At 72.0% G+C, this 14,491-nt stretch carries 11 protein-coding genes and 1 pseudogene; 3 read left to right on the top strand and 9 right to left on the bottom strand.

Annotation, left to right across the window (positions count from 1 at the left end; translation table 11 throughout):
• Positions 1-387: 387 nt before the first annotated feature.
• Together typA and ACZ4U4_RS07650 are read right to left on the bottom strand one after the other, a co-directional pair.
• Positions 388-2,292, bottom strand: coding sequence for a translational GTPase TypA (gene typA / locus ACZ4U4_RS07655; RefSeq protein ID WP_467870038.1), 1,905 nt, complete (start codon positions 2,290-2,292; stop codon positions 388-390).
• Positions 2,293-2,534: 242 nt separating this feature from the next.
• Positions 2,535-4,553 (bottom strand): ABC transporter family substrate-binding protein, encoded by a 2,019-nt coding sequence (locus ACZ4U4_RS07650; protein WP_467870035.1) that lies wholly within the window; start codon positions 4,551-4,553, stop codon positions 2,535-2,537.
• Positions 4,554-4,947: 394 nt separating this feature from the next.
• On the opposite strand from ACZ4U4_RS07650, the gene ACZ4U4_RS07645 reads away from it, so the two are divergent.
• Complete coding sequence (locus tag ACZ4U4_RS07645; RefSeq protein ID WP_467870032.1) at positions 4,948-5,241, top strand: hypothetical protein; 294 nt, start codon at positions 4,948-4,950, stop codon at positions 5,239-5,241.
• Between the two features lie 55 nt (positions 5,242-5,296).
• Here the strand turns inward: ACZ4U4_RS07645 and ACZ4U4_RS07640 are convergent, their stop codons facing one another.
• The 6 genes from ACZ4U4_RS07640 to ACZ4U4_RS07615 form a co-directional block, all read right to left on the bottom strand.
• Positions 5,297-7,837, bottom strand: coding sequence for a SpoIIE family protein phosphatase (locus tag ACZ4U4_RS07640; RefSeq protein ID WP_467870907.1), 2,541 nt, complete (start codon positions 7,835-7,837; stop codon positions 5,297-5,299).
• A gap of 284 nt (positions 7,838-8,121) precedes the next feature.
• On the bottom strand, positions 8,122-8,583 hold the full coding sequence (locus ACZ4U4_RS07635) for an ATP-binding protein (RefSeq protein ID WP_467870904.1): 462 nt from the start codon (positions 8,581-8,583) through the stop codon (positions 8,122-8,124).
• 171 nt (positions 8,584-8,754) lie between these two features.
• Positions 8,755-9,213 (bottom strand): (deoxy)nucleoside triphosphate pyrophosphohydrolase, encoded by a 459-nt coding sequence (locus ACZ4U4_RS07630; protein WP_467870029.1) that lies wholly within the window; start codon positions 9,211-9,213, stop codon positions 8,755-8,757.
• A 40-nt stretch (positions 9,214-9,253) separates the two neighbouring features.
• On the bottom strand, positions 9,254-9,433 hold the full coding sequence (locus ACZ4U4_RS07625) for an SPOR domain-containing protein (protein WP_467870026.1): 180 nt from the start codon (positions 9,431-9,433) through the stop codon (positions 9,254-9,256).
• A 242-nt stretch (positions 9,434-9,675) separates the two neighbouring features.
• Positions 9,676-11,427 (bottom strand): APC family permease, encoded by a 1,752-nt coding sequence (locus ACZ4U4_RS07620; RefSeq protein WP_467870022.1) that lies wholly within the window; start codon positions 11,425-11,427, stop codon positions 9,676-9,678.
• A 274-nt stretch (positions 11,428-11,701) separates the two neighbouring features.
• Positions 11,702-12,454: a GntR family transcriptional regulator gene (locus ACZ4U4_RS07615; RefSeq protein ID WP_467870019.1), complete on the bottom strand. Its 753-nt coding sequence runs from the start codon at positions 12,452-12,454 to the stop codon at positions 11,702-11,704.
• 169 nt (positions 12,455-12,623) lie between these two features.
• Here ACZ4U4_RS07615 and ACZ4U4_RS07610 point away from each other — a divergent pair, with 169 nt between their 5' ends.
• Complete coding sequence (locus ACZ4U4_RS07610) at positions 12,624-13,376, top strand: PIG-L deacetylase family protein (RefSeq protein ID WP_467870017.1); 753 nt, start codon at positions 12,624-12,626, stop codon at positions 13,374-13,376.
• Positions 13,377-13,463: 87 nt separating this feature from the next.
• On the opposite strand, the gene ACZ4U4_RS07605 is transcribed toward ACZ4U4_RS07610, so the two are convergent.
• Positions 13,464-13,724, bottom strand: coding sequence for a PLD nuclease N-terminal domain-containing protein (locus tag ACZ4U4_RS07605; RefSeq protein ID WP_467870015.1), 261 nt, complete (start codon positions 13,722-13,724; stop codon positions 13,464-13,466).
• A gap of 387 nt (positions 13,725-14,111) precedes the next feature.
• Here ACZ4U4_RS07605 and ACZ4U4_RS07600 point away from each other — a divergent pair.
• Positions 14,112-14,338, top strand: a pseudogene (locus tag ACZ4U4_RS07600) (type II toxin-antitoxin system Phd/YefM family antitoxin); the annotation flags it as partial.
• Positions 14,339-14,491 lie beyond the last annotated feature (153 nt).

Below are 14,491 nucleotides of genomic sequence, written 5' to 3'. Positions count from 1 at the left end.
CCAGCCCCCGATGCTCGTGAGTCGGCGCTTCTTACGGCGCGTGACCCATTGACCCGAGCTCAATACCGCCCAGTCTCAGTCACGTTCCGGCCATAAACCACGCGTAAGCGGTCTCGATTAGGTCACATCTCCCACTTATGGAGTTCGAAATTCGGACAAAGCAAACTATCCACACGTGCAGGAAAGGGACGAGGTGGGCAATGTCACTGGGAAAGCGTTCCGAATAACGGACACCTCGCCAACTGGTCAGGACCAAGCCACCATTGACAAGATCAATTCCCCGCGATAAAAGCCGCAGCGGCCCCGGCCGGACGGCCGTCCCCGCACACGGCGAAGCGCCCCGCCGGACCGGAGTCCTGCGGGGCGCTTCGGGGAATCAGCGGTGCGTCAGCGCTTGGCGCGCGACGCGGTGCGGCCGCGCTCCTTCTGGTCGAGGACGACCTTGCGGATACGGACCGCCTCCGGGGTGACCTCGACGCACTCGTCGTCGCGGCAGAACTCCAGCGACTGCTCCAGGGAGAGCTTCCGCGGCGGCACGATCGCCTCGAAGGAGTCCGCGGAGGAGGAGCGCATGTTGGTGAGCTTCTTCTCCTTGGTGATGTTGACGTCCATGTCGTCGGCGCGGGAGTTCTCGCCGACGATCATGCCCTCGTACACCTCGGTGCCCGGCTCGGTGAAGAGCACACCGCGCTCCTGGAGGTTGGTCATCGCGAACGCGGTGACCGCACCGGAGCGGTCGGCGACCAGCGAACCGTTGTTACGGGTCTTCAGCTCGCCGAACCACGGCTCGTGGCCCTCGTGGATGGAGTGGGCGATACCGGTGCCACGGGTGTTGGTCAGGAACTCCGTGCGGAAGCCGATCAGACCACGCGAGGGGACGACGAACTCCATGCGGACCCAGCCGGAGCCGTGGTTGGACATGTTGTCCATCCGGCCCTTACGGGTGCCCATGAGCTGGGTGACCGCGCCCATGTGCTCCTCGGGCACGTCGACCGTCATGCGCTCGACCGGCTCGTAGGTCTTGCCGTCGACCTGCTTGGTGACCACCTGCGGCTTGCCGATGGTCATCTCGAAGCCCTCGCGGCGCATCTGCTCGACCAGGATGGCCAGCGCCAGCTCACCGCGGCCCTGCACCTCCCAGGCGTCGGGGCGCTCGGTGTCCAGGACGCGGAGCGAGACGTTACCGATCAGCTCGCGGTCGAGACGGTCCTTGACCTGGCGGGCGGTGACCTTGCGGTCCTTGACCGCGGCCTTGGCGTCCGCGCCCTTACCGGTGCCGCCCCGGCCGACCAGCGGCGAGGTGTTGGTACCGATGGTCATCGAGATCGCGGGCTCGTCGACCGTGATCAGCGGCAGCGCGACCGGGTTCTCCGGGTCGGCCAGCGTCTCGCCGATCATGATGTCGGGGATACCGGCGACCGCGCAGATGTCACCGGGGCCGGCGACCTCGGCGGGCTTGCGGGTCAGCGCCTCCGTCATCATCAGCTCGGTGATGCGGACGTTGGCGATCGAACCGTCGCGCTTCATCCAGGCCACGGTCTGGCCCTTGCGCAGCTCGCCCTGCTCGACACGGAGCAGCGCGATACGGCCGAGGAAGTTGTCCGCGTCGAGGTTGGTGACGTGGGCCTGGAGCGGGGCGGTCTCGTCGTACTCCGGCGCCGGGACGTGCTGGAGCAGCGTGGTGAAGAACGGCTGCAGGTCGGTGGAGTCGGCCGGGACGGTGCCGTCCTCCGGCTTGGTCAGCGACGCGATGCCGTCACGGCCGCACGCGTAGACGATCGGGAACTCGATCTGGTCCTCGTCGGCGTCCAGGTCGAGGAAGAGGTCGTAGGTCTCGTTGACGACCTCGTCGATCCGCGAGTCCGGGCGGTCCGTCTTGTTGATGCAGAGGATGACCGGCAGACGCTGGGACAGCGCCTTGCGGAGCACGAAGCGGGTCTGCGGCAGCGGGCCCTCGGAGGCGTCGACCAGCAGCACGACCGCGTCGACCATCGACAGACCACGCTCGACCTCGCCACCGAAGTCGGCGTGGCCGGGGGTGTCGATGATGTTGATCGTGATCGGGTCGCCACCGTCCTTGGGGTGGTACTTGACCGCGGTGTTCTTCGCGAGAATGGTGATGCCCTTCTCGCGCTCCAGGTCGTTGGAGTCCATGACCCGGTCGTCGACGGAGTCGAGCTGGTGAGCGGCGAAGGCCCCCGCCTGCTTGAGCATGGCGTCGACGATGGTCGTCTTGCCGTGGTCGACGTGGGCGACGATGGCGACGTTACGGATGTCGTGGCGCGTGGGCACTTGCGGCGCTTCTCCCGGAATCGTGGTGGGCGGCGCGTACGGTCCGGCACGCGCGCCTGCCGGGCATGAGAAGCCACGGCCTCACCCCATGGTACGTGGCTGTCGCGCCTTCGGCCGCCCCAGCCCGCCCACACCGGTCCTGACCTGGGCATTCTCACCGATTGTCCGGGCCAGCGCCGACCAGATTTCGCCCGCCCGCCGCCGCGCCGTCAGCCGGGTGCGGCGCGGCGGCGGGCCCGGGCTCACTTCGCGTAGCCGATGTCCTGGAAGCGCGGGGCGGCGAAGCCGAAGGAGCCGATGTTGACGAGGGACTTCTTCGTGGCGACCAGCTCGGGCCGCTGGTAGAGCGGGATCGAACCGGCCGCCGCCCAGATCCGGGCGTCGGCCTTGTTCAGCGCCTCCCGCGCGGCCTTCGGGTCGAGGTCGGAGACCGCCTCGTCGAAGAGCTGGTCGACGCGGTCGGAGCCGACGCGGGTGTAGTTCTGCCCGACGCTGAGCGAGCCGTCCGGCGCGGGCTGCGGCTTGGCGTAGACCGGCCGGGCGTCGGTGGACGGGTAGGCGGAGCCCGGCCAGGAGTAGAGCGCGAGGTCGTAGTCGCCGGCCTCGATGTGGTCCTGGAAGTAGCGGTCGTCGGCGACCTTCTGGACGGCGGTGGCGATACCGATCCGGGAGAGCATCGTGGCGATCCGGTGGCCGACGGTGCGCAGCTCCGCGGAGGCGGGGCCGTCCGGTACGACGAAGCGCAGGGTGAGCGGTCGGCCGGCCTTCTTCACCACGGGCGCCCGCGCCGCGATCTGCTCGCCCGCCTCCGCCTTCTGCCCGCCGCCCGCGGCGGCGTCACCGGGGGCGCCGCCGTGACCGGCCTGCGCGTCGCCGTGGGCGGGCTGCGACGACGCCTGCCCGCCACGGCCCGAGCGCCAGCCGGCGTCCGCGAGCAGCGTCTTCGCGGCGTCGGTGTCCGTACCGCCGACGGCGTCGCTGTGGTCGGCGTACCCCTCCTGCCCGGCCAGCAGCAGATGGCTGCCGGGCGTCGTGGCGGGCAGCCGCAGCGGCTTGAGGACGGTGTCGGCGAGGGCCTGGCGGTCGATGGCGCGGGCCACCGCGCGCCGCACCCGGTTGTCGGCGAGCGGCCCGCTGCCGCCGTTCAGCGCGAGCTGGGTGTACGCGGGCTGCAGGGCCCGGCGGACGGTGTAGCCGCGCAGCGTCTTCAGCGCGGCCGCGGCCCGGGCCTCGGCGGCGGCCGCCTCGGAGCCGCGGGCGGCGGCCTGGGCGCGTACGGCGTCGGCGGCGACCTCACCGCGCGGGGTGTCCTCACCGCCTGCGGCCTGGGCGCCCGCGTTGCCCGCGTGGACGCTCTTGGGGACACCGGCGGGGCCGGCGCCGCCGCCCGCCTCGTCGATCTTCTTCGCCACCGTCGCGTCGACCGCCGCGACGTCGACGGCCCCGGAGCTGAGCGCCTCGGCCCGCTTCGCGCGCGGGACGGCGCGCAGCTCCAGCCGGTCGAGCTTGGCGGGCGCGCCCCACCAGTGGCGGTCGCGCTCCAGGGTGAGGGTGCCGTCGTCGGAGTTGCGGTCGCCGACGGCGAACGGTCCGGCGGTCACCGGGAGCCGGTCGCGGGCGCCGTCGTTGAAGTCATCGGCGTTCTCCATGACGGACTTCGGGTAGAGCGGGGTGAACAGCGCCTGCCAGTCCGCGTAGGGCCGGGCGAAGGTGACCTTGACCTCGTGCGGCCCGGCGCCCTGCTCGACCTTGGCGATGCGGTCGTAGCCGGTGTTGCGGGCGGTCCAGTACGCGTGGTCGGTGCCGCGCAGCGCCTTCCACTGGGCGAGGAAGTCGGCGGCGCCGATCGGGCGGCCGTCGCTCCAGCGGGCCTTGGGATTGAGCTTGTAGACGACGACCTGCCGGGGCTCGCGCCTGGTGACGTCGGCGGCGGTGAGGTAGTCGGCGTTGCGCTGCGGGGTGCCGGTGCGGTCGAGGGTGAAGAGGGACGGCAGGACGGCGCCGGTGACCTGGGTGGTGGCCGCGTCGGCGTCGGTGTGGAACGCGTTGAGGGTGCCGGGCAGCGTGTCGACCGCCCAGCGGACGGTGCCGCCGTTGGCGACCCGGCCGCGGGGCGCCGCCGCGATGTCCTGGGCGAGGCCCGCGGCGCCGCCCCCGTCGTCGTCCGCGCAGCCGGCCAGGACCGGCAGCGGCAGCAGCACCCCCGCCGCGAGGAGGGCGGCGCGGCGCACGGCGCGGCCTGGTCTGACGTGGTCGGTCATGGCTGTTACCTCCGGGGCTCGCCGGCGCCGCGCCGAGCGCCGCGACACGTCCGGCCCACTTGGCGGCTCATCACATCTATGGCACCCCCACTGAAAGCGACCGGGGACGGCCCGGCCGCCCGACACGGCGGCGCCCCGGGGCAAGGCCACCCGCCCGGCGGAAGAGCCCCGCGAGCGGCGCGGGAGCGGGCTCCGGCCCGGCGGACGGCGCCCCGGAGGTCCGGCCGACGACCCCGTTTACGCGGGCGGCCCGGCCCCGCCCCGGCTCCCCGCCTTTCCCGCCCCACCGGGACGCGGGACACTCGGGACGTAGGAGGTCGTCCCCGCGCTCCGGAGACCTCGCCCCGGCGCCGACGGCCCTTCTGGACGACGTTTTCGGCAGAGAGGGCGGACCATGTCCCTTCACGACGAGCTGACGGCGGCCGAACACGCCCTGGACGAGCTGGCCCGTGCCGTGGAGCGGCTGGAGCGGCGGCTCGGCGACGGGCTCGACATCCGCCGGGTGCGCACCGACACCGACCACCTGGGCGACAGCCTGCGCCTGCTCCGCGCCGGGGCCGGCACCGCCCACACCACCCGGACCGACGGCGACCGCGTCGTCCCCGTCCCCGACGCCCCGTACGACAGCGCCCTGTGGTCCGACGCGGAGGACGAGGGCCTGGGGGCGAAGGACCGGCACGCCCCCTGAGCGGGCGCCCCGCGGGCACATACGGGACGGGCCCCGCAGCTGCGGGGCCCATGACTCAGAACATGCTCAGCAGCGCCTCGGTCGGATCCGGCGCCGGATGGTCGCCGTCGGGCAGCGCGAGTTCGAACCAGACCGTCTTGCCGCGCGGGGTGCGTCTGCTGCCCCAGCCCGCGCTGAGCAGGCCGACCAGCTGGAGGCCGCGGCCGCCCTCGTCGGTGTCGCGGGCGCGGCGGCGGCGCGGCTGGGCGAGGTCGGCGTCCCACACCTCGCACACCAGTGACCGGTCGCGCAGCAGCCGCAGCCGGATCTCGCCGTGGCCGTGCCGCAGCGCGTTGGTGACCAGCTCGCTGACGAGCAGCTCGGTGGTGTCCACCAGCTCCTCCAGGCCCCAGTCGGTCAGCTGGTCGCGGGCCAGCTCCCGGGCCCGCGCCACCGACCGGGCCTCCGGCGCCAGGCTCCAGTCCCCCACCGCGTCCTTGGGCAGCCCGTGCACCCGGGCCATCAGCAGTGCGATGTCGTCCTCGCCGTGCGAGGTGTCCAGGGTGGACAGGACGTGGTCGCAGGCGTCCTCCAGCGGCCGGTCGGCGTCGAGCGCCCCGCGGAACGCCTCCAGACCCTCGTCCAGCGGATGGTCGCGGGACTCCACCAGACCGTCGGTGTAGAGGGCGAGCAGCGCGCCGTCCGCCAGCTCCACCTCGGTCTCCTCGAACGGCTCGCCGCCCACGCCCAGCGGCATGCCCGGCGGTACGTCCAGCAGCACCGCGTCCGCGCCCTCCTCGACCAGCACCGGCGGCAGATGCCCGGCGTTGGCGAAGGTGCAGTGGCGGGTGATCGGGTCGTAGACGGCGTAGACGCAGGTGGCGAGGTAGACCTCGGAGAGGTCGGCGGCCCCGGCGGCGTGCGGGACGCCGGGGGCCGGGGAGCGGCCGGCCGCTCCCCGCTTGCCGCCGCGGCCCTCGCCGCCGCCCAGCCCGCGGGCGACCTCGTCCAGCGCGGCCAGCACCTCGGCGGGCTCCAGGTCGAGGAGGGCCAGCGTGCGGACGGCGGTGCGCAGCTCGCCCATGGCGACGGCGGCGCGCAGCCCGCGGCCCATGACGTCGCCGACGACCAGCGCGGTGCGGTGGCCGGGCAGCTCGATGACGTCGAACCAGTCGCCGCCGACCTCGGTGGCGGTGGTGCCCGGCAGATAGCGGCAGGCGATGTCGAGACCGGCGGCCTCCGGGTCGCCGGGCGGCAGCAGGCTGCGCTGGAGCATCAGCGCCCGCTCGTGCTCACGGCGGTAGAGCCGGGCGTTGTCGATACAGACCGCGGCGCGGGCCGCCAGCTCCACGGCGAGCGCGGTGTCCCGCTCGCCGAACGGTTCGCTGCCCTTCGTCCGGGAGAACTGCACCAGGCCGACGACGGTGTCCCGGGCGACCATCGGCACGGCGAGCGTGGAGTGCACCACGGCGCCCAGCTCGCGGCCCTCCTCGCCCTCCCGGCCCGGGACGATCTGCGCCTGGGCGGTGCGCAGCGCGCCCGCGCACGGGGAGTTGAACGGGTAGCGGTGGACCGCGCCGACCGCGACCGGCCCGCCCTCGGGCGCGGCGGGCATGGTGGCGAGCGGTGCGTCGGAGACGGCGCTGGAGAAGGCGACCCGGCGCAGCTCCGCGCTGCCGTCGCTCATCCCGGGCGGCGCCTCGTCGCCCGCCAGCAGCCCCTGGTAGAGGTCGACGGCGGCCAGATCGCAGAACTGCGGGACGGCGACGTCGAGCAGGGTGCGGGCGGTGGTCTCCAGGTCGAGGGAGTTGCCTATGCGGGCGCCCGCCTCGTTGAGCAGCGCGAGGTTGCGCCGGGCGTTGGCGGCCTCGCGTTCGGCGCGGCGGCGCCCGGTGACGTCGGAGGCGAGGGCGGCGACGCCGATGGGGCGGCCGCTGGCGCCGTGCAGCCGGTAGAGCGAGACCGACCAGCGGCGCCGGTCCTCCGCACCGGGCACCACACCGACCAGCTGCATCTCGGTCACCGGCTCACCGGTGTCCAGCACCCGCCGCAGCGCCACCGTCATCCGCTCGGCCTCGGCCCGCGGCAGGAAGTCGTACGGGGTGCCACCTCGGTACTTGCTCGCCGGACCGCCGAAGACGGTGGCGAAGCGCTCGTTGACGCGGAGCAGCCGCAGCCGGGTGTCGAAGAGGGTGAAGCCCATCGGGGACTGGCCGAAGACCGCCTGTGCGGCGGCGAGGTCGGTCTCGATGCCGCGCAGCGCCTTGACATCGACGACGAGACAGAGCGCGGCCCGCTCGCCGTCCTCCGTCGCGGATGGCATGACGTAGATCTCCGCGAGCCCGTCGGCCTCGCCGCCGTCGGCGCGGCGGTAGGGCACCAGGCCGGTCCACTCCCGGCCGTCCAGGATCCGGGAGACCGTACGGTGCCCGCTCTCGCGCAGCTCGTGGGGGACGAACGCCTCGACGGGATCCTTGCCGACGGCCTGGGCGGCGGAGATGCCGAGCAGGTCGGCGGCCCGCTCGCTCCAGCCGTCGATGCGGCCGTCGGGCCCGAGGGAGAAGGACGCGAGGCGGATGTAGTCGTAGATCGAACCGGGCCGGCTGGACTGCCACACCGGCGGCTCCTGCACCACACGCTCAGGCGGGACGAGGACCGGGTCGGCCTGCCCCTTTCCGCCGTGGCCTACGGCCTGCGCGGGAACCGTCCCGCCGGATGACAACTCGCTCACGAGCCCCGTCCCCTCCAGCTCATCGTGCCCGGACCGGACCTGCCGAGTAAATCAGCACCTCGGCACTTCGGAACACGGTCTTCACGATCACAGCACAGTCTCGATCGCGGCTCCGGCACGGTTTGTCGACGAATGGGCAACGACGCGTGTCGACCGGATCCACCTGTCTCCTAACCAGCCACCGCCAGCTCGAACCACACGGTCTTGCCGCTCTTGCCGTGCCGCGTCCCCCAGCGCCGGGAGGCGCGGGCGACCAGTTGCAGTCCGCGTCCGCCCTCGTCATCGGGGGTGGCGGCGCGCTCCAGCGGCGGATCGGGCAGCGGATCGGAGACCTCGACGAGGAGTCCGCCGCCGAGCCGTTCCAGCCGGACGCCGATCGGGCCGCTGGCGTACGTCAGCGAGTTGGTGACCAACTCGCTGACGAGGAGGACGGCGATGTCGGCGACGCCCTCCAGCCCCCATTCGGCGAGGGTCGAACGGACCGCGGCCCGCGCGGTGCGGACGGCGCCGGGCTCGGCGGGGAAGCTCCAGCCGGCGACGGCGGACGCACCGGGGACCGCGCCACGACGGCGGACGGCGGCGTGTGCCGAATCGGGGGCTCCTGCCGCTGCGCTGTCGCTCACGCCGATCACTTCCCATGGCGCGGTGAACCACCGCACCTGCCTACAAGAGGTTCATTCAGGACATACCCGATAATCGCCTGCCCGTATCGCCGGTGCGCGGCCGCCCACGCCACCCGGACGAACGCCTCGCCCGGCCGGGTCCACCACCACGGCCCGCGGACCGCCCGTGGCCCGGCGCGCTCAGAGCGGGGCCCGCCCGCCGGGCACCGTGCCGCGCGACGGCGGACGCGACGCGACGCCCTCGCCCTCCCGCAGCAGCCGCATCGCGGCGGCGACGGCCGGCCGGTCCTGGTCGAGCCAGTCCACCGACAGCTCCTCGTCCGGCTCCAGCCAGCGCAGCTCGTCGTGGTCCTGGAGCGGCCGCGGCTCGCCGGAGACCAGCCGGGCGACCCACACCCGCAGCACGAAGCCTGGACGCAGCGCCCACTCACCGGCGATCGGCGCCAGCGGCTCGGCCTCGACGCCCAGCTCCTCGCGCAGCTCACGGACGAGCGCCTGCTCGGGGCTCTCGCCGTCCTCCACCTTGCCGCCGGGCAGCTCCCAGCGACCGGCCAGCGCGGGCGGCGCGCTGCGCCGGGCGGCCAGCAGCCGCCCCCGGTCGAGCACCGCACCGCCCACCACCACACGCACCGTCGTCATACGCGGCAGCCTACGGCGCACGCCACACCCCGCAACCCGCTCAGCCTGCCGTCACATCCATCTTCTCCACCACGTAGAGCTCCTGGTCATCGCCGCCGCCGAGGCCGCCGATGACCCGCTCGGCCTCCGCGCGGGTGGCGTACCGGCCCACCCGATAGCGGTGGCCGCCTTCGTCCTGACGAATGACCTGCCAGGGCAGTGGCGTCTTGCCGTCAGCCATCACGCCACCCCATCCGCAGCACCGCGCGTCATCCCGTGCCCCTCCCGGGCCGTTACCGAATCCGCATTCTGCATATGCCCGAGCCTACGCCCGACCTTCACTCAGCGGATATGGAATGGCACAAAGAGAAACCGAACCGGCCACCCGCGGGCCCCGGCGAACCGGGAGGGCCTGCGAGTGGCCGGTGGAGCCGTACGGCTCGGTGGTGCGGAACCGGGGACGGGCCCCGGGCGCGGCGCCGGTCAGGCGTCGCTGCGGAGCTTGCCGTCCGAGGGGCGGTCGTCGTCCGGGCCGTCGCCCGCACCGGAGCGCTGGGCACCGACGGTGGCCGTACCGGCCGACTCCTCGGCCTGCTCCGCCGCCTCGATCTCGGCCTCGACCGCGACCAGCGAGGGGTTCCGCCACGAGCTGCGCACGCCCCAGAAGTAGAACGCGAGGCCGATGACGACGACCACGGCGATGTCCACGCCCTCGGGCAGGTAGCCCTTGCCGCCGAACTCCTTGCCGCCCGCGTACGAGACGAGGGCCATCACCAGCAGGTACGTCACCATCCAGGCGCCGGCCTTGAGGTGCGGGCGCAGCTCGGCCCACGGCTTGCGGCCCTGGGTGAGCGGCTTGCCGATCTCGTACCAGGCCCAGACCGGCAGACCGACGGCCATGATCAGGATGACCTTGCCGGTGAGCGGCCAGCGGCCCCAGTAGAGGACCAGCGAGCCGAAGACCATCGCGATCGGGGCGATGACCGGCATCACCTTCAGCTGCACCGGCCGCTTCAGACCGGGCGCGAGGCGGCGCAGCGACATCACGGCGACGGGGCCGGTGATGTACGAGATGACCGTGGCGACGGAGACGATCTCCGCCAGGGAGCCCCAGCCGCGGAAGACCGCGAGGAACAGGAAGGCGATGACGAGGTTGAGCACCAGCGCCGGGCGCGGCACACCGGTCTTCTTGTCGACCTTGCCGAAGATGCCGGGCAGGTGGCCGTTCTCCTGCACGCCGTGGATCATGCGCGAGGTGGTGGCGGCGTAGATCATGCCGGTGCCGGACGGCGAGATGAAGGCGTCCGCGTAGAGCAGCATCGCGAGCCAGTTCAGGCCCCAGGCGATGGCGAGGTCGGCCAGCGGGGAGTTGTAGCCGAGACCGGCCCAGCCGCCGGCGGCGGAGAGCTTGTCGCCGGGCACCGCCATCAGGAACGCGACCTGCAGGGCGACGTAGATCACCAGGGCGATGACGATGGAGCCGATGACGGCCTTCGGCAGCGAGCGACCCGGGTTGCGCGCCTCACCGGCGAGGTTCAGCGGCGACTGGAAGCCGTTGTAGGCCCAGACGATGCCGGAGACCGCGACGGCGGTGAAGACCGAGCTCCAGCCGTTCGGCGTGAAGCCGCCGGCGTCCTTGATGTTGCCGGTATCGAAGTGCGCGATCATCAGCGCGCTCGCGGTCAGGATCGGAACGACGACCTTGAAGACCGTGATCGCGGTGTTGGTCTTCGCGAACAGCGTGATCGCGAACCAGTTCAGGAAGAAGTAGAAGATCAGCAGCACGCTGGCGAGGCCGACGCCGCTGCCGGTCAGCTCCTTGCCGTCGTACAGCGCATGGGCCCAGTCGAAGTCCCACGAGCTCATGTACTGGACGGAGGCGGTGGCCTCACCGGGGATCACGGAAACGATCGCGATCCAGTTGGCCCACGCCGCGAGGTAACCGGCGAGCGAGCCGTGGGAGTACTGGCCGTAGCGGACCATGCCGCCGGCCTTCGGGAACATCGACCCCAGCTCGGTGTAGGTCAGGGCGATGGTGAGTGCGACGACCGCACCGATCACCCAGGCGAGGATGGCGGCGGGACCGGCGATGGCAGCGGCCCGCTCGGCCCCGAAGAGCCAACCGGAGCCGATGATGGACCCGAGACCAGTGGCGGTCAGGGCGATGGTCCCTAGGGACCGGCGGTAATTGGAGTGCGAGCCCTGCTCCGCGCTCGGGGTCTTCGTCGTGCTCACGTGCTTGGTCTCCTGGTCTTCCCCCGTGCCGTGCACAAACTTCGCCATCGTAAGAGCGAATCGGATGATCGGATTCCCCCACCCGGCGAAAAGCCCCGCCACAGCGAGCGGGTGTGACTATTCCCACGGCACAGTGCAGCCGACAAATAAGAATGAATACGGACAACGAGTCCGCATGAAACCGGTGTTACGGGCGGTACGAGGACCCGTCCCGAGGCCCCATATCCGCACCCCCGTCCCCTTTTCGCTTCCTCCCGCCCCCGTCACGCCGGATCTATCTGACCGGCAGGTGATACGTCACGCGGTGCCGGTCGGCGAGGGTGACCACATCGGCGGTCTCCACGGGCCGTCCCCCGGCGAAGTACGTCCGCGAGATGACGAGCACAGCATGGCCCGGCACACCGCCCAACGCCATGACTTCTTCGGCCAGCCCCGGGCGGGCGCCGACCTCCTCCACGACGTTGTCCACCACGACGTCGATGGCGGCCATCCGCTCGACCACCCCGCGCCCCGCCAGCGGCCCCTCCTCGGGCAGCATCACGGGCGTACGGCCGGTGATCTCCAGCGGCTCCCAGGACGTCGACACCATCACCGGCTCGCTCTCCGACCGGAAGACGTACCGCGTCCGCATCACCCGCGCGCCCGGCTCGATCCGCAACCGCCCGGCGACCGCGCCCCCCGCCTCCTCCTGCCGGCTGCTCGACTCCCAGCTGCCCGTGACCCGCTCGTCCGTCTGCTCCTGCCGGAACGGCGTGCAGGACGCCCCGGCGTGGTGCCCGGCGCGGGCGATACGGCGGTGGGCCGGGCGCTCGCGCACATACGTACCGGAGCCGGACCGCCCCTCGACCAGCCCCTCGGCCATCAACACCTTGCGCGCCTCCAGCGCGACGGTGTCCGAGACGCCGTACTGGGCACGGATACGGGCCTGCGAAGGGAGGCGGGTGTGCGGCGGCAGCACGCCGTCGACGATCTTCTGGCGCAGGTCGCCTGCGACACGGAGGTACGCGGGCTGCTCACCGAAAGGCACGTGCCCCTCCCAACAGCTTGGCAGTCGGTAACAGCGTGACAACTGCGCGTGGCCACCCGCAACCTTGGGCCAGGAAATCACTCAATGTGATGACGCCCAGCTCACCCCGCATAACGATCAAGGAATCGGGTGACGGGGACGCCGCGGGGGCCGCACCCGAAGGAGACCCATGACCGCCACCCCCACCCCGCTCCCCGCCCTCCCCGACGACTGGCACCGCGCACTCGCCGTCGTCGCCCACCCCGACGACCTGGAGTACGGCGCCGCCGCCGCGGTCGCCGAATGGACCGCCTCCGGGCACACCGTCACCTACCTCCTGGTGACCCACGGCGAAGCCGGCATCGACGCCCTGCCGCCCGCCGAGTGCGCCCCGGTCCGCGAAGCCGAGGAACGCACCGGAGCCGCCCTGGTGGGCGTCGACACCGTCGAATTCCTGAACCACCCCGACGGCACCCTCACCCCCGGCCCCGCCCTCCGCCGCGACCTCTCCGCCGCCCTCCGCCGCCACCGCCCCGACCTGCTCCTCACCCTCAACCACCACGACACCTGGCCCGGCGGCCACTGGAACACCCCCGACCACCGCACGGTCGGCCGCGCCGTCCTGGACGCGGCCATGGACGCGGGGAACCGGTGGATCTTCCCCGAACTGGCGACGGAGAAGGGCCTGCCGCCTTGGAACGGCGTCCGCCGGATCGCGGTGGCCGGATCGCCCACGCCTACGCACGCGGTGGAGGTACCCGACGGCTTCGAGCGGGCCGTCAACTCGCTGGCCGCCCACGACAGCTATATAAGGGGGCTCTCCGCCCCCGGCTCCCCCGCCCCCGATCCCCATACCTACGCGCGGGAATTCCTTGACCGGGTCTTGAATCCAGCGGCTGACGGGGCGGCCCGGGTTGTCCGGTTGGAGGTGTTCTCCCGGTGAGGGGCGGAGGGATCAGGGCACGCATAAGGGCCATGTGACGCTTGCCAGATGGCTGGTTTCAGCCCCTGCGCCACGACATCCGGTGCCCTAGGCGCGCCGGTACCCGGGAAGGCTGCGTCGGCCGATGAGGAACCACAGCAGGCTGCCCAGGAAGGGCGCGACGAAGGCGAACACCACCCACACCAGCTTCATCCCGGCATCCATCCGAGCCTTCAGGATGCTGACCAGAGCACCGATGAACAGCACGACGAACGCCAGCACCACCGCGGCCATGACGGCGAGGCCGGCATAGCCCACGGCACTCTCGGACAGACCGAAGATCTGCTGACCGGCGAGAACGACATGCATGAGGAGATGACCACCTTTGTGGGGGGGGAAGAGGGAACGCGCGGCACTCAGGCACCACCAGCCCCGCTCCGGTTCGCGGCCCTCGCGTGAGGCCACCTGAACGGCGGGACTCCAGAAATCTATGTCCGCGCCGACCGGAAAACGTTCACCCCCAGCACGAGACAACCGTCAACCCCAGGTGGCACGGACCTCCTACTCAAGAGGTACTCGGTCGTCCTCGACCGGTACGGCAAGCGGGGCCTGCCTCCGTCCAGGGCCGGCCCCGCTTGCTCCGCGTGTGCCGCCGGGTCGTTATCTCAAAGCCACGGTGGCGTCAGACGCTGCGGCGGAACGTTCAGCACACGGCTCCGACCCGCAGAAAGCTCGTCCAGCACGGCGTGAGTCCATTTGATCCCCCGCGACGTACGCGCGCATCTCACGAGGTCGTGGAGCGCGCCGATCGGAACGACCTGCCCACGGTGATCACTCGCCGCGGCAAGGAAATCGCCGTCGTCGTTTCCATCGAGGTGCTGCGCAAGTACCAGGAGAGGGAGGAGCGTGAGATCAATCGGATCATCGACAACCGCATGGCCAACCCCGCACCCGGCATCCCGGTCGAGGACGTCATGGGAGAGGTTCCATCCCCGCTGCTCCAGCGCATCGAGGCGCTGGTCGGCGCCGACGGAGTGTCGACTCGGACCTCAACAGCCAGAGCCCGACAGCTGCGCCGCCCGCGATCGGCTTTTCTCGCAGAATCTACGCAAGTCACTCGGCAATACCGAGGTAAA

It is taken from the genome of Streptomyces sp. NPDC029159, from assembly GCF_055564055.1.
Note: the sequence above shows the minus strand (reverse complement) of the source record. Positions and strands in the feature narration are given on the sequence as shown.